General features: G+C 52.0%; 13 protein-coding genes. 11 read left to right on the top strand and 2 right to left on the bottom strand.

The genetic code is table 11. The features are described 5' to 3' along the window. Window positions 1–276 precede the first annotated feature (276 nt). The 6 genes from JC793_RS04130 to JC793_RS04105 all read left to right on the top strand — a co-directional run bounded on the left by JC793_RS04130 (window position 277) and on the right by JC793_RS04105 (window position 7,592). Window positions 277–1,857 (top strand): L-lactate permease, encoded by a 1,581-nt coding sequence (locus JC793_RS04130; RefSeq protein ID WP_046895164.1) that lies wholly within the window; start codon window positions 277–279, stop codon window positions 1,855–1,857. Window positions 1,858–1,903: 46 nt separating this feature from the next. After that, on the top strand, window positions 1,904–3,046 hold the full coding sequence (lldD, locus tag JC793_RS04125) for an FMN-dependent L-lactate dehydrogenase LldD (protein WP_166707145.1): 1,143 nt from the start codon (window positions 1,904–1,906) through the stop codon (window positions 3,044–3,046). Window positions 3,047–3,401: 355 nt separating this feature from the next. Next, on the top strand, window positions 3,402–4,976 hold the full coding sequence (locus tag JC793_RS04120) for a PTS sugar transporter (protein ID WP_166707144.1): 1,575 nt from the start codon (window positions 3,402–3,404) through the stop codon (window positions 4,974–4,976). 121 nt (window positions 4,977–5,097) lie between these two features. After that, window positions 5,098–5,940, top strand: a complete 843-nt coding sequence (locus JC793_RS04115; RefSeq protein ID WP_046895162.1) for a histidine biosynthesis protein — start codon at window positions 5,098–5,100, stop codon at window positions 5,938–5,940. A 43-nt stretch (window positions 5,941–5,983) separates the two neighbouring features. Further along, the gene (locus tag JC793_RS04110) at window positions 5,984–6,793 is read left to right on the top strand and encodes a Cof-type HAD-IIB family hydrolase (protein WP_218427579.1); all 810 of its coding nucleotides are present in this window, start codon (window positions 5,984–5,986) and stop codon (window positions 6,791–6,793) included. Window positions 6,794–6,836: 43 nt separating this feature from the next. After that, the gene (locus JC793_RS04105) at window positions 6,837–7,592 is read left to right on the top strand and encodes a DeoR/GlpR family DNA-binding transcription regulator (RefSeq protein WP_107679654.1); all 756 of its coding nucleotides are present in this window, start codon (window positions 6,837–6,839) and stop codon (window positions 7,590–7,592) included. A gap of 2 nt (window positions 7,593–7,594) precedes the next feature. Here the strand turns inward: JC793_RS04105 and JC793_RS04100 are convergent, their stop codons facing one another. Next, window positions 7,595–8,272: a DUF421 domain-containing protein gene (locus JC793_RS04100; protein WP_218427577.1), complete on the bottom strand. Its 678-nt coding sequence runs from the start codon at window positions 8,270–8,272 to the stop codon at window positions 7,595–7,597. 310 nt (window positions 8,273–8,582) lie between these two features. On the opposite strand from JC793_RS04100, the gene JC793_RS04095 reads away from it, so the two are divergent. After that, entirely contained in the window at window positions 8,583–9,092 is a 510-nt protein-coding gene (locus JC793_RS04095) for a hypothetical protein (protein ID WP_112550312.1), read from the top strand. Between the two features lie 430 nt (window positions 9,093–9,522). Continuing rightward, window positions 9,523–11,523 (top strand): BCCT family transporter, encoded by a 2,001-nt coding sequence (locus JC793_RS04090; protein ID WP_218427576.1) that lies wholly within the window; start codon window positions 9,523–9,525, stop codon window positions 11,521–11,523. 44 nt (window positions 11,524–11,567) lie between these two features. Here JC793_RS04090 and hpaR read toward each other — a convergent pair whose 3' ends face one another. Further along, on the bottom strand, window positions 11,568–12,005 hold the full coding sequence (gene hpaR, locus JC793_RS04085) for a homoprotocatechuate degradation operon regulator HpaR (RefSeq protein ID WP_052926416.1): 438 nt from the start codon (window positions 12,003–12,005) through the stop codon (window positions 11,568–11,570). A gap of 238 nt (window positions 12,006–12,243) precedes the next feature. Between hpaR and JC793_RS04080 the strand changes: the two genes are divergently transcribed. The 3 genes from JC793_RS04080 (at window position 12,244) to dtpB (ending at window position 16,281) form a co-directional block, all read left to right on the top strand. Next, a complete protein-coding gene (locus tag JC793_RS04080) occupies window positions 12,244–13,716 on the top strand; it encodes an NAD-dependent succinate-semialdehyde dehydrogenase (RefSeq protein WP_218427574.1) in 1,473 nt (490 codons plus the stop codon). 147 nt (window positions 13,717–13,863) lie between these two features. Next, window positions 13,864–14,388 carry a 4-hydroxyphenylacetate 3-monooxygenase, reductase component gene (hpaC, locus tag JC793_RS04075; protein WP_052926414.1) on the top strand — a complete coding sequence of 175 codons (525 nt, stop codon included), beginning with the start codon at window positions 13,864–13,866 and terminating at the stop codon, window positions 14,386–14,388. Window positions 14,389–14,811: 423 nt separating this feature from the next. Further along, window positions 14,812–16,281, top strand: a complete 1,470-nt coding sequence (gene dtpB / locus JC793_RS04070) for a dipeptide/tripeptide permease DtpB (RefSeq protein ID WP_166707137.1) — start codon at window positions 14,812–14,814, stop codon at window positions 16,279–16,281. Window positions 16,282–16,283 lie beyond the last annotated feature (2 nt).

Here is a 16,283-nt window from a genome sequence, read left to right as displayed (position 1 = left end):
GGAATTTCTCTATTGACCGTTGTGGCCTAATTAATGTGACCCTGTCCTTTCATCATACAAATTAACTGATTAATTTACTGATAAATAACGTCTTTTTATTTCTTTTTTTCACCTGATTTTCCGCGTTTTTCTTATTTCCTGTCCGTTTTCAATTGTTAAAAAAATGCAGCATAGATAATTCCTTTTGGTTGTGATTAAAATAATTCCGTAATGAAAATTTAACGAATCCTGCATGTAACAAGAATTCCTACAACAATAATAATGTCAGAGGGCTTTATGGCTATTTTTTTCAGTCTTGCACCTATCGTGATGTTAATCTGGATGATGACAAAGCGCCGCAGTATCCCTTCCTACATCGCATTACCTTTCACGGCCGCAGTCGTGTTCTGTATCCAGCTGCTCTGGTTTAAAACGGATATCACACTGCTGAGTGCCAATATTGTCACCGCCTTTATTTCTGTGCTGACACCGATCACCATCATTGCCGGGGCAATTATGCTCAATAAGCTGATGCAGGTGAGCGGCGCGGAAAATGTGGTACGCAGCTGGCTGGAAAATATCAGCCCTAACCCGGTGGCACAGCTGATGATTATCGGCTGGGCATTCGCCTTTACCATTGAGGGCGCAAGCGGGTTCGGTACCCCGGCTGCTATCGCCGCACCGATCCTGGTGGGCCTGGGCTTCCCGGCCATGCGTGTCGCCCTGCTGACGCTGGTGATGAACTCCGTACCGGTTTCTTTCGGCGCTGTCGGCACCCCGACCTGGTTTGGTTTTGCCAACCTCGGGCTGAGCGAGGAGAGTGTTTATCAGATAAGCCACTACTCCGCACTGATCCACTTTGTGGCAGCATTTGTGATCCCGCTACTGGCGCTGCGTTTTATCGTCAGCTGGCAGGATATCCGCCGTAATATCGTGTTTATTCTGATCAGTGTTCTCGCCTGTACCGTGCCGTATCTTCTGCTGGCACAGGTCAACTATGAGTTCCCGGCGCTGCTCGGCGGGGCAATCGGTCTGGGTATCTCCGTAGTGACCGCACGCGCCGGTATCGGCCTGACCCGCACCGAACAAAAAACAGAGAAAAAAGTGATCCCGTTCGGGCAGGTAATCAAAGCGATGACTCCGACCCTGCTGCTGATCGGTATTCTGATTGTCACCCGTATCCACCAGCTCGGCCTGAAAGGGCTGCTCAACAGCACTAACGTGATTTGGGAAGGAACTCTCGGTTTCCTCGGCCATATCACGCTGAGTGATGCCCTGATTGTCCGTCTGAGCAACGTATTCGGTACTCCGGCGGCGGCAGATTATAAAACGCTGTATGTCCCGGCGCTGATCCCGTTCTTCCTGGTCGTGCTTATCGGCATTTTCCTGTTCGGCCTGAAACGGACACAGGTAAAAACCATGTTTGTGCAGACCGCACAACAAACCAATAAACCGTTTATTGCCCTGTTTGGTGCGCTGATTATGGTCAATCTGATGATGCAGGGCGGCGAAAATGCGCCGGTTTACATTATCGGCCGCTCTCTGGCGGGAGCCACCGGTGAGAGCTGGATCTACTTCGCCTCTTACCTCGGCGCACTCGGCTCGTTCTTCTCCGGCTCCAATACCGTATCCAACCTGACGTTCGGCGGTATCCAGCAGTCGATTGCGCAAACCACCGGGCTGAATGTCAATTTAACCCTGGCGCTCCAGTCTGTCGGCGGTGCGATGGGGAACATGGTGTGTCTGAATAATATTATCGCTGTCTGTACGATCCTCGGCATTACCAACGCCGAAGGATCAATTATCAAAAAGACAGTGATTCCGATGTTTATCTACGGCGTGATTGCCGCCGTGATGGCACTGATACTGACCCTGTAACCGGGCACAGTGCTGAGTTTGTTACATACATATACAGGTATTTAAGATGATTATTTCCGCTTCAACAGACTACCGGGCGGCCGCCGAATCCAGACTGCCTCCCTTCCTGTTTCACTATATTGACGGCGGGGCGTATGCCGAGCATACCCTGAAGCGCAATACGGCGGATCTGGCGGATATCGCCCTGCGTCAGCGGGTGCTGCGCGATATGTCTTCTCTCAGTCTGGAAACAGAACTGTTCGGGGAAAAACTGGCGATGCCGGTTGCGCTGGCACCGGTCGGACTGACCGGGATGTACGCCCGGCGCGGTGAAGTTCAGGCGGCAAAAGCAGCGGCGAATAAAGGTGTCCCGTTTACCCTGTCCACGGTATCCGTGTGTCCGATTGAGGAAGTTGCCCCGGCGATTGAGCGCCCGATGTGGTTCCAGCTCTATGTGCTGCGCGATCGCGGTTTTATGAAAAATGCCCTTGAGCGCGCCAAAGCTGCCGGGGTCAAAACGCTGGTCTTTACCGTTGATATGCCGGTGCCGGGAGCGCGTTACCGTGATGCTCATTCCGGGATGAGCGGCCCGAATGCCGCCATGCGCCGTGTGTTACAGGCAATGGTTCATCCGCGCTGGGCGCTGGATGTCGGCGTGCTCGGCAAACCGCATGATCTGGGTAATATCTCTGTCTACCGCGGTGCTCCGACCAAACTGGAAGATTATATCGGCTGGCTGGGCGCGAACTTCGATCCGTCCATTTCCTGGAAAGATCTGGAATGGATACGCGAGTTCTGGGAAGGCCCGATGATTATCAAAGGAATTCTGGATCCGGAAGATGCAAAAGACGCGGTACGCTTCGGTGCGGACGGTATTGTGGTGTCAAACCACGGCGGCCGTCAGCTCGACGGTGTGCTCTCTACCGCCCGCGCCCTGCCTGCCATTGCTGATGCGGTAAAATCGGATATCACGATTCTGAGTGATTCCGGGATCCGCAACGGCCTTGATGTGGTACGGATGCTGGCGCTGGGAGCAGATTCAGTCCTGCTCGGCCGTGCCTTTGTTTACGCCCTCGCAGCACAGGGACAGGCGGGGGTCGAAAACCTGCTGGATCTGATTGATAAAGAGATGCGCGTGGCAATGACGCTGACCGGCGCAAAAACCATCCGCGATATCACCCGCGATTCGCTGGTGAATCTGCCCGCCTGATCCGCTTTTTTACTTTTCTTCTGAAGCCACTCTCCGGAGTGGCTTTTTTGTTTTGTGTGGTTTCCGTGTGTAATAAGTCCAGTTAATTATGATCAAACTCACACAAAACAACATAAAGCAAAATAATTAGTTAATAATTAAATAGCATAAAATAAAACAAAAATCGTAGTTTTAAGTTTGTAACACTAAAAAATTTCCTGTTTAACACCACTTCACCTTAATCGAATCCATTCAGCGGTTATTTAATAAACAACACGTCTTATTTAGATGTGTTGCTTTACGTTGTTATACCAAGCAATATCAACAAAAAACAACAATAAGTCGTTACTTACCCTGAACCCCCTGAGGTCCGATTATGAAAAAAATTGTCATACTGGGCAGTAGTGGCGGGAACCTGTACAACCTCGGTGGTGCAGATCCTGAAAAACTTCTGAGCGAAATCTACACGCAATGTCAGTCCGCCGGTATTTCTGTTGCTGCAGTGCAGTTTATTGCAGCACAGGCGTCGATGGATGTTGCCAAACCCACTACCGCCGCCGCGGTCTACACCCTGACAGACGCAGATGCCGTACCTGCAATCACGTTCTCCGGCACTCTGGCGGAAGTCAACGATGCAGTGCGCGGCAGTGATGAACAGATTGCCCGGCTGATAGAACAGGGCGATATCGACGGCATCATTATTATGAGCGGCGATCCGCACAACGCCAACCGTCTCGCACTTCAGGCCGCAGCAGAAAAGAAAGTCCCGATCGCCGGGACCGGCGGTACCTCTATGGCTCATATCGCCGCTGCCGGTGCCAATGTGATTGCCACTTCCGGAACCACCGGTACCACCAGCAGAACCCGGGCCATCTCGTTTATCTCCTCGCTGTGCAAACACTGGGGGATTAAATTCCGTCCGGTTCTGGGCAGTGCAGGCAGTGCCGGCGGGCCGTCTGATAAGAGCCTGCTTAAGCGGATGAATATCCGCGGTATTATGATCCCCGCCCTGCCCGGCTTTATTGCCATGGCGATTGTGCTGGCGCTGAGTCATATCCCGGGGCTGGAAAGCCTGGATGCGATTTTCCAGCTGCTGCTCAAAGGGCTGCCGGTGATTGTGGCGGTGATTGCAGCCAAACAGGTTTCCGAGCTGGATGAAGTCTCTATTGTTTCCGGGGTCGTCGCCGGGGTGCTCTCTGTCGAGGGCGGGCTGATTGGCGGGATCGCAGGCGGGATCATGGCGGGTATTTTTGTCCGTTACCTGTTTGCGCTGTGTATCAGCTGGAAATTCCCGATGACCACCGTGAACATCGTGGCGGGCGGGATTTCCGGTCTGGCCGCCGGTCTTATCATGTTCTACTTCCTCAGCCCGCTGGCACTGCTGGCCGGTAACTACATCAAGCTGGCGCTGGAAAGCACCCTCGCGTTCAGCCCGGTACTGGCGGGTCTGCTGGCGGGTCTGGTTATCTGGCCTGCGATCCTCGGCGGTGTCTATCACGCGGTGATCCTGCCGCTGGTGCTGCTTGAGATGGAAAAAACCGGTGTCAGCTTCCTCGGCGCGGTGGATATGGTCGGGCTGGTGATGGTGGCAGCAGGGATTAACCTGGCAAACGTCATTGCCCCGCGTGAACGCAGTGAAGCGGCGGTTGCCGCACCGGGACTGCTGATCAATATGGGATTCGGGACCTTTGTGGAATCGGCATATCCTTTCATGTTTGCCAACAAAATCGTGTTCGGCGGTGCCATTCTTTCCGCCGGGATCGGCGGCATGATGCTCGGTATGTTTAATGTCAAAGGGGTGGCGTATGTACCAGCGTTTGCCTCTCCGTTCTTATCCAGTAATGCACTTTACATGGCGCTGACCATGACCGTGATTCTGGTTTTAACCTGCACCATTACTGTCATCGCCAACCGTTTCAGTGCCGTGACAACCGCGAAAGCAGCAGGCTGATGCAAAGACTACACAGCAAATAGTAAGTGTGAAAAATATCACACGCCAACACCAGGGCTTTATGAAAACGGCACCTCCGGGTGCCGTCACACAAAATATAAAAAAGTAATAAGAGGTTGATATGTTTATAGGTGATATGAATAAAAAACGTGCACAGGCGATGGCGAAAGTCAGAAATGCGATTGCGCTGCACAACGGACAAACGCTGCTCAGCACAGGTATCACCGGTGATGACGCGCGACTGGCGAAAGCTGTGTGTGATGCCGGGGTCAAAATGCTGGAGCCGAACCATCCGGCGCTGGCACTGGCACGCGGGCACAGAGGCGTGAATAACATGCACGCCGCCGAGCAGATCCGCCATGAGATCTCCACCGCACAGATGGCGGAAGCCGTTAACGGTATCCGTAATGTTATCCCGGATGATGTCTTTATTACTGTCGGGATCGCCGGCGGATTCACCGAAACCATCCCCGTCCCGGTGACTGAAGAAGACATTTTACAAATTGCCCGCGCCGGAGCAGACGGCCTGCACACCCATAAATCCACCTTTGAAGATCTGGCAGATATTGTCAATCTTGCGCACCGCTTCGGCCTGACCGTGGATGCCTACATTGGTCACCCTGACGATCTGCACACCTTCGGTATTCCGGCAGAAACCCCGGAAGACGTCGCGGAAGTGGCGAAGAAAATGGAAGCCATCGGCGTGGATATGATCGGCCTGATGACCGGTATGAGCTACGAGGGTGTGGCTGCGGGTGAAATCCCTGATCAGATTAAAGCCCGCCTGAAAGCGCTGGTGGGGGCGGTCAGTGTCCCGACACTGGCAGAAGGCGGTATTAACGTCGCCAATGCCAAAGCATTTAAAGAAACCGGCGTGAATATTCTGGTGGTCGGCACCGCAATTGATAACGTGGTGTGTCAGGCGGCCGCACAGGTCACTCAATCCTTCATTCATCACGACTGACCGGCATTCCCGGGCGGGGGCTTCGCTCCCGCTGAGGCTTTTTATGACAACACTGGCTATCGATCTCGACGGCACCCTGCTGCACCCGGACAATATGATTTCAGAGGCTAACCGCCGGGCACTGCTGGCGCTGCCGCCGGAAACAGATATTGTGATTTGCTCTGCCCGCCCGCTGCGGGCGATTTTGTCTCTGATGAACAGTGCCGGGCTTCTTCCGGTACTCCGGGCTATCGGGGCCTGCAACGGCGCGGTGATTTATGACTGCCGCACGCAATCTGTCCTGAGCCGGACGAGCCTGTCTCCGGCCATGTTATCCCCGTTGCGGAATGTTCTCACCGCCGGCTGGCATGCATTCAGTGAAGATGCCCTGCTCTGTCCGCCCGGAGAAATATCAGAATACACAATCCATGAATCTGAATTATTCGGGTTGCCAATGCATACCATGGCTGCTGACGATATTCTCAGCCGGGCAGATATCATCAAAATCACCCTGTGCGGGGAAGCAGAAACACTTCTCTGCCGGGCAGACGTATTGCGGCCGCAGTTACCGGCGGACATCAGTGCGTTCTTTACTGATCAGCACTATTTTGAACTGGTTCCGGCATCGGTCAGCAAAGGAAATATCCTGCATATACTGGTGGCACGCGGTATTCTCCGGCCGGGAACCATTATGGCCATCGGAGATCAGGAAAATGATCTCTCTTTATTTGCCGCAGCAGATATCCGTGTGGCGATGGGCAATGCCGTTCCGGCACTGAAGCAGGCCGCCGGATACATTACCGCTGACTGCCGGGAAGATGGCGTTGCTGCCGCACTTCAGCATTACAGGGCGGCATTTCGCAACGGTGCATAATGCGCTAATATTGTTCATGTTTACGAGTGTGATGAGAACGGTCATGAATCCGATAAAAAGAAAGGAATATATCCTCGATCTGCTGAATCAGAAAGGCGAGGTCAGTGTGCAGGATCTCGCTGATACGCTGAATGTCACCTCTGAGACGATCCGCCGTGATCTCTCTATTCTGGAGAAAGAGGGCGAGATCATCAAAATCCACGGCGGGGCAATGAAGAAAAAGAGTGTCAGCGAAGGCAGCTTTGAGCAGCGGCTGGAACTGAACCGTGAGGAAAAAATGGCGCTCGCACGCTATGCCGCCGGACTGATTTCCGAACACGATACACTGTATATCGATTCCTGTTCGACAACACTGTTGTTTTCCGCGCAGTTACCGGCCATTGCGTTTACCGTTTTCACCAACTCTGCCCTTATCGCGGATAAAATCACCTCACAAAATCCGCTGGCAAAAGTCTATGTGCTGGGTGGTGAATACAGCCATGAATTCCGCGCCAACCTGGGCGCAAAAACCCTGCATGAGATTGATCATATCTATGCGGATTTCGCCTTTGTCGGCGCGGGCGGTGTGCGCGATGAAGGTATTCTGGTCAAAAGTGTTGAGGAAGGAATGATTGCACGGAAAATGCTGGAGAAAAGTAAGCAGAAAATTATTCTGGCCGACTCCAGTAAATTCGGCCAGCAGGGGATTTTAAAAATCGCGGAAATTGCCGTTATCGATAAAATTATCTGTGACGATAAATGGCAGAAAGCACACGAATTCCGCGAAAAATATCCGGAAAAAGTCGTTATCGTGCCGTAATCTTACGGCTGTGACGGTTCGCGGTGATGGCCGGTCATCCGCCCGTCTTTCATCACCACATTGAGGCTGCCGTTATAAAACTCCGCCAGGAACACGGTCTCAGGATCGTCAATGCCCTGCTGTTTCAGGTGGTCTGCCAGCCACTCCTCATCATGACCGATCTGTTCCAGCTCATGTTTGCGCGGCACGCCGTCTTTCATCACGATGACAGACGGCATTTGTGACTGGTCACAAATCACCGTCAGCTGACCGTCCGGCTCTATCTGCGCATAATATACATCACGGAATGAATAGATCCCCCGTGAATGCATGCGGGAAGTGATATTCAGAATATCGATTTTATTGCGCTTCTCATGAATGCTGTCCATGATAAACGCCCCGTTCTTAATAATCGGGATCGGGTTACCGATAGTTACCGCCCGCAGGACATTGATATGCTTACTGACCCAATTGATTATGCTGATAAAACTCACGCCCATCAGCAGTATAATAATATATTGCGTCAGCGGAATAGTATCACTGTAAATAACCCCGCCGATAATGCCGCCCAGTACAAAGTTTCCGATAAAATCAACCGGTGTCATTTGTGATAATTGGGTTTTACCGGAGAGATTCATGTGCGTTAACACAATAACAAAGCCGATGATAAATTTAACGATAACCAGAAGATAATATGTCATGGTATTTCCTTACACTGACAAACGATGCTAACCAACTGAAATAAAACACGTTACTATGTTACGCTTATAAGATTACATTCTGTATTGATATTACCGGATATTTTTATGCAGCGGGATATTATTTTATGGCGTTACGGATAAATTACCCTCAGCACTATACAACCGGTGCTTCATTTTCTATGCTGAAAGGGATAACGCTGACAGAAAATTATATCTGTCAGCAGACTGCCTGATTTTATTATATACTCAATGATCACGGACACGATGTTATCCGGTTATTTTACTCAGTATTGCTGAAGAGGAGTTAATCATGAAGAAAGCATTATTAAGTTCACTCATCCTTGCAGGGGTATTCGCACTGGCCACCGGCTGTGACGACAGCAGCAAAACCGACCCTGCTGCGCAAAAAGCACAGGAAGGCGCTGCGCAGATAAAAGAAGCCGCTGAACAGAAAACGGATGAACTGAAGCAGGATGCCAAAGACGCAGCTGATAAAACAGAGCAGAAAGCCGCAGAACTGAAACAGGACGCCACAGAAGCCGCCGGTGATGCCAAAGAAAAAGCCGGAGCGGTAATGGCTGATGCGAAAGAGAAAGCCGGCGAAATCCGTGATAATGCTGATGCCAAAGCGGATGAACTGAAGAAAGAAGCGGATGCCCTGCTGGCTGACGCCAAAGATAAAGGCGAAGACGCCAAAAAAGCCGCGGAAGAAAAAGCCGCAGAGCTGAAACAAAAAGCGGATGAAGCCAAAGCCGCCGCTGATAAAAAAATTGATGAGCTGAAACAGGATGTCTCAGAAAAAACCGGGGATGCTCAGTAAAGACTGAACACGTAATATCCCGTACCTGTCTGTAAAACAGCCGTCAGCCGGAAACAATCTGTGTTTCCGGCTTTTTTATTGCGTTATTTCAGAGACTTTACAGACTTCCGCAACGAAAATTCACAGATAAAAATACCTCTGTTTTCCGCCGGAAAGCAGGATGACTTGCCGCAGAGTGACATTTTTGGCACTATAATCCTCTTTTTTTCACCAACAGGGGAAATAAAATCTGATATCACCGTTTTTTTTCCCGCAGGTTTAGCCTGTATTCATTTCTGTTTTTTCTGATCTCCCGCTGACTATTCTGCCGGGGTTTCTATTTTACCGCTACGCAGCCGCGTACCGTTTTCAGAAGGAAAATCTGACGCTTTGGTGCAGTACACCCCTTTTTACTGCCGGCGTTATCTGCAACTGATAAAAGGAATAATTCATGAGTCATCAGGACACTGAACAATCCGCAAAAAAAATGAAGATTAATCCGCCGGTTTTTTATATTTCGGCCCTGGTTATTCTCCTGATTGTCGGCTTTGCCGCCCTGTTTCCCCAGACGGCGGATATACATCTTAAAGCCCTTCAGACCAGCCTGTTTAAAAATGCCAGCTGGTTCTATATTCTCGCCGTCGCCCTGATTTTACTGAGCGTCACCTTTATGGGGCTGTCCCGTTTCGGTGATATTAAACTCGGCCCTGACCACGCCCGTCCGGCGTACAGTTATATATCCTGGTTTGCCATGCTGTTCTCCGCCGGTATGGGGATCGGGCTGATGTTCTTTGGTGTCGCCGAACCGGTGATGCACTATCTTTCCCCGCCTGTCGGCACACCGGAAACGGTTGAAGCGGCAAAAGAGGCCATGCGCCTGACCTTCTTCCACTGGGGGTTACACGCCTGGGCTATTTACGCGGTTGTGGCGCTGATCCTTGCGTTTTTCAGCTACCGCCACGGCCTGCCGCTGACACTGCGCTCCGCGCTTTACCCGATTATCGGTGATCGTATTTACGGTGCAGCCGGTCATGCGGTGGATATTTTCGCGGTGGTCGGTACCGTCTTCGGGGTCGCGACTTCCCTCGGTTTCGGCGTGTTACAGGTGAATGCCGGGCTGAATCATCTGTTCGGCCTGCCGCAGACCGAAACCGTTCAGGTGGTGCTGATTGTGGTGATCACCTCACTGGCAACATTGTCAGTGGTGTCCGGTCTGGATAAAGGCATCCGTTTTCTGTCAGAACTGAACCTCGGTCTGGCGGTTCTGCTGCTGATTATGGTTGGTGTGTTAGGCCCGACGGTACTGCTGCTGAAATCCTTTGTTGAGAACACCGGCGGTTATCTTTCTGAAATCGTCAGTAATACCTTTAATCTCTTCGCCTATGAGCCGAAATCCGATGACTGGCTGGGTGGCTGGACGCTGCTTTACTGGGGCTGGTGGCTGTCATGGTCGCCGTTTGTCGGGATGTTTATTGCGCGGATTTCACGCGGGCGCACCATCCGTGAATTTGTCTTCGGCGTGTTATTTGTCCCGGCGGGCTTTACCCTGCTGTGGATGACGTTCTTCGGTAACACCGCTATTGATCTGATCAAAAATCAGGGTGCCACTGCACTTGCAACAGTCGTGAAAGAGGATGTATCACTGGCGCTGTTCCAGTTCCTTGAGTATTTCCCGTTCTCCACCGTGCTTTCATTCTTTGCCATGCTGATGGTGATTGTCTTCTTTGTGACTTCCGCTGACTCCGGCGCGATGGTGGTGGACACCCTCGCCTCCGGCGGGGATACACACACCCCGGTCTGGCAGCGGATTTTCTGGGCCGGACTGATGGGCGTGGTAGCCATCACTCTGCTGCTGGCGGGGGGATTATCTGCCCTGCAAACCGTGACTATCGCCAGTGCTCTGCCGTTTGCCGTCGTACTGTTATTCTCAATTTACGGACTGATTAAAGCACTGCGGATTGATGTGCATAAACGCGACAGCCAGCAGCTGGCGACGATTGCACCGACCGCAAGCCGCAATCCGATCCCGTGGCAGCGCCGCCTGCGTAATATCGGCTATTTCCCGAAACGTTCGCTGGTTAAGCGCTTTATTGATGAAGTGGTGTCAGAAGCGATGGAGATGGTGTCGCAGGAGCTGGAAAAACAGAGCACCCCGAGCCATATCGACCGCAGCCGTGATGACAGGATCACCTTTGAGGTCGATCTGGGCGATGATATGAACTTTATCTATGAAACCCGCCTGCGCTATTACAATCAGCCTTCTTTTGCGCTGTCCGGTATGACGGATGAGGAAAAAGATGAGGAGCACCGCTATTACCGCGCTGAAATTCATCTGAAAGAGGGCGGACAGGATTATGACATCATGGGCTGGAACAAGGAGCAGATCATTCATGACATCCTTGACCAGTATGAAAAACATATTCATTTCCTGCATCTGCTCGGCAAGAAATAAATCTGTCACTGAAACCGCGCCGCTCATCTGAGCGGCGCTTTTTTTTATTCTTCTTCTTCACCGCCGTCACGCTGCGGCAGTGCAACCAGGTCATCCAGCAGCGCATAGAGCTGACGTACTTTCTCCGGCGTGAACTGTAGTTCCAGCGCCTGATAGCCGGTCTCCACTTCCGCCTGAACACGGTGATACAACGCCGTGCCCTCGTCAGTCAGGGAGAGATAGAGTTTGCGCTGGTCACTGAGGGGTTTGAGCCGGTGAATAATGCCCGCTTTTTCCATCCTTGTCAGAATGCCGGTCAGGCTGGGACGCAGAATACAGCTTTTCTGTGCCAGGAGATGAAAATCGAGTGACGGGGTCTTAGCCAGTATGCGGATAATCCGCCACTGCTGCTCTGTCAGCCGGTGTGCTTTCAGGGTCGGGCGAAAGTAGCCGAGGACCACTTCACGGGCCTGCAAAAGGGCGATAAGTAATGATTCATGCATAATGGGTAATTTCTCCGCGATGTGCTCACATCATAAACATCGACGTTATCAAAAAAAGGCGCAATTTTATCGGGAAAATGCGCAATCAGATATCCTCTGTTAGAATAAAAAGTATATCAGCCACAAAGACCCAAAGGACTCTCCTTTTATTAACGCTATATTAACAATAAATCAATGGTCTTCTGCTGATATCTCAGTGCCCTCATCACTTTTTTGAGAAAACGCAACGGAGCTCTCTATGTTCACCTCATCGTTAACCGATCCTTCCTTTTCCCTGCTGCGCACCGGCGGCTATATCAATGGTCAGTGGACCGATGCACAGGATAAGGCCACGTTTGATGTGACCAACCCGGCCACCGGCGGGCTGATTACCCGCGTCAGCGACCTCGGCGCACACGAAACCCGGCTTGCCATTGCGGCCGCAAAAAATGCCCTGCCGGGCTGGCGCGCACTGACGGCCAAAGCCCGTGCGCAGATTCTGCGCCGCTGGTTTGATCTTGTCATGGAGAATCAGGAGGAACTGGCACAGCTCCTGAGTCTGGAACAGGGTAAACCGCTGGCTGAATCACGCGGGGAAATCGCCTACGGCGCAAGTTTTATCGAATGGTTTGCCGAAGAAGGCAAGCGCGTGTACGGCGAAACCATTCCGGCCACACAGAGCGGACAGCGGATTGTCACCATCCGCCAGCCGATCGGGGTGGTCGGTGCAATCACGCCGTGGAATTTCCCGAATGCCATGATCACCCGTAAAGCCGCCCCGGCACTGGCGGCAGGCTGTACGATGGTACTGAAACCGGCAGCGGAAACCCCGCTCTCAGCCCTCGCACTGGCTGCACTTGCTGAGCAGGCCGGTATTCCGGCCGGGGTGTTTAATGTTGTCACCGGCCTTGATGCGGCAGCTATCGGCGGCGAACTGACCACCAGCCCGGTCGTGCGCAAAATCTCCTTTACCGGCTCCACCCGCGTCGGCAAGCTGCTGATGGCACAGAGTGCGGAGACGGTGAAAAAACTCTCTCTCGAACTGGGCGGTAATGCGCCGTTTATTGTGTTTGATGATGCCGATCTTGATGCCGCGGTTGCCGGTGCCATGGCCGCCAAATTCCGTAACAGCGGGCAAACCTGTGTCTGTGCCAACCGCCTCTATGTGCAGGATGGTGTGTATGACGCTTTTGCCGCCAAACTGGCAGAGGCGGTCAGCGCGCTGCATGTCGCACCTTACACGGATGAAAACGCACAGCAGGGCCCGCTGATTAATGAAGCGGCAATCCGCAAAGTCAGTGAGCATATCGCAGATGCGGTCAGCAAAGGCGCAACGGTTCTCAGCGGCGGTAAACCGGCGGCACAGGGCGGATTATTTTTTGAGCCGACTGTACTGACCGGTGTCACACCGGACATGCTGGTCACCCGCGAGGAAACCTTCGGCCCGCTGGCACCGCTGGTGCGTTTCCGTGATGAAGAAGAAGCCATCCGTGCGGCAAACAACAGTGAGTTCGGTCTGGCTGCTTATTTCTATTCCCGCGATATCGGCCGGGTCTACCGCGTGGCGGAAGCGCTGGAAGCCGGGATGGTCGGTATTAATGAAGGGATTATTTCAACGGAGGTGGCACCGTTCGGCGGTATCAAGCAATCCGGCCTCGGCCGTGAGGGCTCCCGTCACGGTATTGATGACTATCTGGAAATCAAATATCTCTGCTTCGGCGGTATCCGTTAATCTCCGCTGACCACCCCATGCGGCTGCCTCTTCCGGCGGCCGCATTTTCTGACTCTCCCTTGTATTTTTCCCCGGCTATCATTAGACTGCGTATCATTCGCAAATAAGCAACAATTGCGTCACATTTTTATCCCACCGGGAGTTGGTATGTCTTTGGATAATTCACAGCGTCTGTTATTCCGCGACGCAATGGCGACACTCTCCGCTGCCGTCAATATTGTCACCACCGACGGCGATGCCGGACGCGGCGGGCTGACCGCCACCGCAGTCTGCTCTGTCACCGATACCCCGCCGACACTGCTGGTGTGCATCAACCGCAGCAGTGCGCTCAGTGAGGTGTTCAGAGCCAACGGGCGGCTGTGTGTCAATGTGCTCACCCATGAACATCAGGCACTGGCCTGTGATTTTGCCGGGATGACCGGCCTGAGTATGGATGCGCGTTTTGCCGGTGATCACTGGCAATCCGGAGAACTGGGACAACCTTGTCTTCACGGTTCTCTCGCCTGTCTGGAGGGTGTGGTGACTCAGGTTCAGGAAATCGGCACACATAATATCTTTATGGCTGAGATCCGTAATATCGGTGTCCGCGACGAAGGACACGGTCTGATTTATTTCCGCCGCGATTTCCGTACTGTCGAAACCGGTGATATCCCCGCTGCTGCCGTTGCCTGATCCCCTTTCATTCTTATCATAAGTTTGTCAACGGCCTGATTCGTTAACACATATTGTGTTAACGAATCATTATTCATAAGAAAAATAACTGTTACAAATTGTCATATTTAATTCCGTCCCGCGCCGGACAGCAGAATAAATAACCATCAATCTGCTCAATACGCCATCAACAAAACCATTGCAGAGTAATTATTGATGTCAATCTAATGAATTTTATTTCAATTATGATATTAATTATTGTAGTAAGTGTGATCTGCCTTTGAGATGCTCAGCAGGCAATATATTAGTCTGAGCCCTTTGGCAAATACCCTGACAAATACGCAAACACTCAACCTTACGCAAGAGTTTATCTTTTAGCTTTGCCTCCGCGATGCCGGGAAGGCTTTTGCGTGATGAATAATTATTAATAAGAGGCATTAAACCATGAGTAAACCCGCGCAGGTTGGATTGTTTAACCAACCTAAGCCATTCTTCATGATTTTTATCGTGGAGCTGTGGGAACGCTTCGGCTATTACGGTGTGCAAGGCATCCTGGCCGTCTACTTCGTTCAGAAACTGGGATTCAGTCAGGAACAGGCATTTATCACCTTCGGGGCATTCGCCGCGCTGGTATACGGTCTGATCTCTATCGGTGGTTACGTCGGTGACCATGTCCTCGGTACCAAGCGGACCATCATCTTAGGGGCCATCGTGATGGCTGTCGGTTATTTTATGACCGGCCTGTCTATCATGCACCCGGATCTGATTTTCTACGCACTGGGTACCATTGCTGTCGGTAACGGCTTATTCAAAGCTAACCCGGCCAGCCTGCTGTCAAAATGCTATGCACCGAAAGACCCGCGTCTGGACGGGGCATTCACCCTGTTCTATATGTCGATCAATATCGGCTCCCTGATTTCCCTGTCACTGGCACCGGTTATCGCGGACAAATACAGCTATACCGTCACCTATAATATCTGTGGTATCGGCCTGCTGATCGCCCTGGCGGTCTTCCTGTTCTGCCAGAAAATGGTGAGCAATATCGGTTCCGAGCCGGATCACAAACCAATGAAATTCGGCAGCCTGCTGGTGGTTATCGCCGGCAGTGTGGCAACCGTCTTCCTGTGCGCATGGTTACTGCATAACGTTATCATTGCCAACTATGTGTTACTCGCCGTTACCGCCGTGGTTATCTTTTTCTTCTTCCGCGAAGCGTTCAAACTGAAAGGTGTTGAGCGGAACAAGATGTATGTCGCGTTCGTTCTGATGCTGGAAGCCGTTATCTTCTACGTGCTGTACGCACAGATGCCGACCTCACTGAACTTCTTCGCTATCTATAACGTGCATCACACCATTATGGGTATTGATGTGCATCCGGTCAGTTTCCAGGCGCTGAACCCGTTCTGGATTATCGTACTGAGCCCGGTTCTGGCTTACTTCTACAGTAAAATGGGTGCGCGCGGCAAAGACTTCTCAATGCCGGGTAAATTCACCATCGGTATGTTCTGCTGCTCCGCCGGTTTCCTGACTGCTGCCGCATCCGGTATGTGGTTTGCGGATGCGACCGGTCTGACATCACCGTGGTTTATCGTGCTGGTTTATTTCTTCCAGGCAGTCGGTGAGCTGATGATCAGTGCGCTGGGTCTGGCGATGGTTGCTGCGTTCGTTCCGCAGCACCTGATGGGCTTTATTCTCGGGATGTGGTTCCTGACTCAGGCAATGGCAACACTGCTGGGCGGTTATGTGGCAACCTTTACAGCACCGCCTGAAGGCGTGACTGACCCGCTTCAGACACTCGGTATCTACACCGATGTATTCGGTAAAATCGGTATCGCAACAGCCGTTGCCGGCCTGATTATGTGGGCGATTGTACCGAAACTGAATAAAATCATGAAAGAAGAAAAAACAGCCTGATT

Origin of the sequence: Morganella morganii, from assembly GCF_019242955.1 — a bacterium.
GTDB classification, from domain to species: domain Bacteria; phylum Pseudomonadota; class Gammaproteobacteria; order Enterobacterales; family Enterobacteriaceae; genus Morganella; species Morganella sibonii.
The sequence above is the reverse complement of the archived record's forward strand: the minus strand, read 5'-3'. Positions and strand labels throughout refer to the sequence as shown.

Coding starts and splice junctions, on each gene's coding strand:
- JC793_RS04110 (WP_218427579.1), top strand. CDS start 5,984: ATGACAACACTGGCTATCGATCTCGACGGCACCCTGCTGCACCCGGAC.
- JC793_RS04130 (WP_046895164.1), top strand. CDS start 277: ATGGCTATTTTTTTCAGTCTTGCACCTATCGTGATGTTAATCTGGATG.
- JC793_RS04080 (WP_218427574.1), top strand. CDS start 12,244: ATGTTCACCTCATCGTTAACCGATCCTTCCTTTTCCCTGCTGCGCACC.
- JC793_RS04095 (WP_112550312.1), top strand. CDS start 8,583: ATGAAGAAAGCATTATTAAGTTCACTCATCCTTGCAGGGGTATTCGCA.
- hpaC (WP_052926414.1), top strand. CDS start 13,864: ATGTCTTTGGATAATTCACAGCGTCTGTTATTCCGCGACGCAATGGCG.
- JC793_RS04090 (WP_218427576.1), top strand. CDS start 9,523: ATGAGTCATCAGGACACTGAACAATCCGCAAAAAAAATGAAGATTAAT.
- JC793_RS04100 (WP_218427577.1), bottom strand. CDS start 8,272: ATGACATATTATCTTCTGGTTATCGTTAAATTTATCATCGGCTTTGTT.
- lldD (WP_166707145.1), top strand. CDS start 1,904: ATGATTATTTCCGCTTCAACAGACTACCGGGCGGCCGCCGAATCCAGA.
- dtpB (WP_166707137.1), top strand. CDS start 14,812: ATGAGTAAACCCGCGCAGGTTGGATTGTTTAACCAACCTAAGCCATTC.
- JC793_RS04115 (WP_046895162.1), top strand. CDS start 5,098: ATGTTTATAGGTGATATGAATAAAAAACGTGCACAGGCGATGGCGAAA.
- hpaR (WP_052926416.1), bottom strand. CDS start 12,005: ATGCATGAATCATTACTTATCGCCCTTTTGCAGGCCCGTGAAGTGGTC.
- JC793_RS04105 (WP_107679654.1), top strand. CDS start 6,837: ATGAATCCGATAAAAAGAAAGGAATATATCCTCGATCTGCTGAATCAG.
- JC793_RS04120 (WP_166707144.1), top strand. CDS start 3,402: ATGAAAAAAATTGTCATACTGGGCAGTAGTGGCGGGAACCTGTACAAC.